Origin of the sequence: Arthrobacter terricola (assembly GCF_004354015.1) — a bacterium.
GTDB classification, from domain to species: Bacteria; Actinomycetota; Actinomycetes; order Actinomycetales; family Micrococcaceae; genus Arthrobacter; species Arthrobacter terricola.
On record NZ_SMRU01000083.1, the window covers coordinates 1 to 2,703 of the forward strand.

The window sequence follows — 2,703 nt, forward strand, 5'->3', positions numbered from 1 at the left end:
TTTAAACTGACCGGAGACGGCAAAACTGGGTGACCGTTCGCGGCAGTGGTTTTGACCAGCGGCGGCAAGCATTTTGGACAGCAGTAGGCCATAGTGTGTGGCTTGGCGTGCCGGGATTCCCCTTGTCCATTCCTCATGTCGTTACGAGGAGAGCCCCTTCCTTCCGCGGTGAAATGGCGATGCCAATCGTTGTATTTCACCCGTAACGGGAAGGAGGGGGCTCGTTATGAAGTCTCCAGGAGAGTTCATGGAAATTTTAGCTGCTTACGATCTGACCCGGTCCTACCGGGATGCCGCGAACATCTGCGGCGTTTCACACAACACCGTCCGCTCGTATGTGAAGGCCCGCCAGGAAGGCGCCCAGGCGCCGCTGGCCCGGCACCGCGGCCGGATGACCGACCCGTTCCTGCCCCAGATGATCTCCTGGGTCGAGCAGTCCCGCGGGAAGATCCGCGGCGATGTCGTGCACGAGAAACTCATCGCCCTGGGGTTCACCGGGTGTGAGCGGACAACCAGGACAACGCTGGCTGAACTGAAGGCCAAATACCGGGCCCGGAACGTGCGCGTGCACCGGCCCTGGACGCCGGAGCCAGGTCTCTGGCTCCAGTTCGACTACGGGGATGGCCCCGTCGTTGATGGTGTGAAGACCGTGTTGTTCGTGGCCTGGCTGGCCTTCTCGCGGTTCCGGATCGTGATCGCCCTGCGGGACAAGACCATGCCGAGCGTCTTCGCCGCCCTGGACCGGACGTTTAGGCTGATCGGCGGGATCCCGACCTACATTTTGACTGACAACGAGAAGACGGTCACGGTCGAGCACGTCGCCGGGATCCCCGTGCGGAACGCGCAGATTGTGGCGTTTTCCAGGCACTATTCGACGTCCATGCAGACGTGCATCCCGGCCGACCCGGCCTCCAAGGGCGGGGTGGAGAACGCGGTCAAGATCGCCAAAGCCGACCTCGGTCCCCAAAGAGACGAACCTCCTGCCCGAGTACCGGTCTTTCGCCGAGCTGGAGGCCGCATGTGAGGCGTTCATGGAGGAGGTGAACTCGCGGGTGCACCGGGCCACGCTGGAGATCCCGAAGGACATGCTCCGCGTTCTCGAACGCCCCCGGCTGCACACGGTCCCGGAAACCCCGGTGACAGCGAGTTTCGGCCATACCCGCCAGGTCCCGCCGAACACGCCCATGATCACCTTCGAACATGCCCGGTACTCCGTCCCGCACACCCTGATGGGTGAGATGGTCTGGGTGCGCGGCACCGACACCGAGGTTGTCATCGTCCACGTCGACGGCACCGGCCCGGTCGAGGTCGCACGCCACCAGCTCACCCGCCCCGGGACACCGGCGATCATCGATGCCCATTTCCCGCCGGCCCCTGCCGGGGCCCTGGAACGGGTCGTCCGCCCGACCAACAAGGCCGAGGAAGAGTTCCTGGCCATCGGCGCCGGTGCCGCGCTCTGGCTCAAGGAAGCCGCCGCTGCCGGAACCCAGAAGGTCCGGCACAAAATGGAACGCGCCGTGACCCTGGCCAAGGTCCTGGGCGCGGACGAGGTCGACAAGGGCCTGGGAGCGGCAGCGGTGCACCAGCGCTTCACACACGAGGACCTGCTCTCTATCGTCAACACTGCCGGCGGCACAAGCCACACAATCAGCACCCGCACCGTCACCGACCAGGGCCAATGGCTGAGCCAGGGCACCAGGGGCTGGGCTAACTTCGGCACCACCACCCCTGGGACCACCCATGATGACTTTGAAGGAGCCACCGAATGAGCGCGACAGTCCTTGCCCCAAGCCCGCTATCGGACCCGGCGGTGGAGAACGTGATCGCGTTGATGCGCACGACCCGGATGCCGCACGCCCGCGCCGTCGTCGCGGACGTCCTGGCCACCGCGAAAGCCCAACGCTGGGACCCCACCGAAGTCGTCCGTGTCCTGCTCGAAGCCGAAGCCACCGGCCGGAACGCCTCGATGCTGGCCACCCGGCGCAAACGCGCAGGCTTCCCCACCGGGAAAACCTTCGACGTCTGGGAGGAAACCCTCTCCACCCTCCCGGCTGCCACGACCTCGTTCCTGCGGACCCTGGAATGGGTGCGGCGCCGTGAGAACCTGATCGCGTGCGGGCCCTCCGGCACCGGCAAAACCCTGCTCCTGGAAGCCCTCGGCCAGCAGGCCATCGACCAGGGCATGTCCGTGTCCTGGCTGAGCATGGAAGACCTCGGCGCGCTCGTGCGCCGGCACCGCATCGATGACAGCGTCAACAAAGCCATCACCCGGGCCACAAACGTCGACTTGATCTGCATTGATGACATCGGCCTGCTGCCGGTGTCCGCCGACGCGGCCGAGGGCTTCTACCGCGTCGTGGAGGCCTCCTACGAGAAACGCGCCCTGGCGATCAGCTCAAACATCCACCCCTCCGGGTTCGATGAGCTCATGCCCAAAACCATCGCCACCGCGACCGTGGACCGGCTTCTCCACCACGCCCACCTCTGCCAAACCAGCGGCGAGTCCGTCAGGCTCATGCAAGCCCAAAACGGAAAAGGAACCCGCCCCATGAACTAACCCAAAAACTGGTCAGGCGCCCTGAAACCCGGCACGCCCGGGGCGCCTGACCCTGTCCAAAAATACTTGCCGCGACTGGTCAATCACCTGCCGCCATCGGGCAAACCAACCTGCCGCCACCGGTCACTTCTAAGCTGCCGTTGACA

Annotated in this window: 1 protein-coding gene and 1 pseudogene; both read left to right on the forward strand. The window is 65.0% G+C overall.

The window, feature by feature from the left end; all coding sequences use genetic code 11:
- The first annotated feature begins 226 nt into the window (after positions 1-226).
- Positions 227-1,769 (forward strand): annotated as a pseudogene (gene istA / locus E1809_RS27925) (IS21 family transposase).
- Positions 1,766-2,557 (forward strand): ATP-binding protein, encoded by a 792-nt coding sequence (locus E1809_RS26270; RefSeq protein WP_133207148.1) that lies wholly within the window; start codon positions 1,766-1,768, stop codon positions 2,555-2,557. The pseudogene istA and the gene E1809_RS26270 overlap by 4 nt, the downstream one beginning before the upstream one ends.
- Positions 2,558-2,703 lie beyond the last annotated feature (146 nt).